Source organism: Streptomyces anandii JCM 4720, from assembly GCF_014650655.1.
Lineage (GTDB): Bacteria > Actinomycetota > Actinomycetes > Streptomycetales > Streptomycetaceae > Streptomyces > Streptomyces anandii.
This window is the reverse complement of the sequence record NZ_BMVJ01000062.1, coordinates 2,600-3,197: the sequence shown is the minus strand read 5'-3', so window position 1 is coordinate 3,197 and position 598 is coordinate 2,600. Positions and strand designations below refer to the sequence as shown.

Below are 598 nucleotides of genomic sequence, written 5' to 3'. Positions count from 1 at the left end.
GGCCCCGGTCAGATTGGAGACGACCGGGATGCCCGGAGCCTCGTACGACAACCCCTCGGCCACCTCCCGGAAGGCGTTCAGCATCCCGTCCATGTGCGGCGAGTGGAACGCATGGCTGACCGTCAGACGACGCGCCCTGCGACCCCGCCCCTCGAAGACCGCGGCGATCTCCAGTACGACACTCTCGTCACCCGCGATCACAACCGAGGACGGACCATTCACGGCCGCGATACTCACCGCATCCGTCAGATACGGAGTGACCTCCTCCTCGGCCGCCTGCAACGCCACCATCGCACCACCGTCACCCGGCAGCTCCTGCATCAACCGGCCACGCGCCGCCACCAGCGTGCACGCATCCTCCAACGACAGCACACCCGCACAATGCGCGGCCGCCACCTCACCGATCGAATGACCCGACACAAAGTCCGGCCGAACCCCCCACGACTCCAACAGCCGGAACAACGCCACCTCGACAGCGAACAACGCCGGCTGCGTGTACGCCGTCTGATCGATCAGCCCGGCAACACCCTCGGACCCACCGAACATCACCTCCCGCAAGGGAAGTCCAAACCGCCCACACACCTCATCCAACGCCCGC

At 66.6% G+C, this 598-nt stretch carries 1 protein-coding gene; it reads right to left on the bottom strand.

Annotated features, from left to right (window positions below):
• Positions 1 to 598 (bottom strand): acyltransferase domain-containing protein (locus tag IE249_RS39590; RefSeq protein WP_229860009.1); only part of this gene is annotated, 598 nt, incomplete at both ends.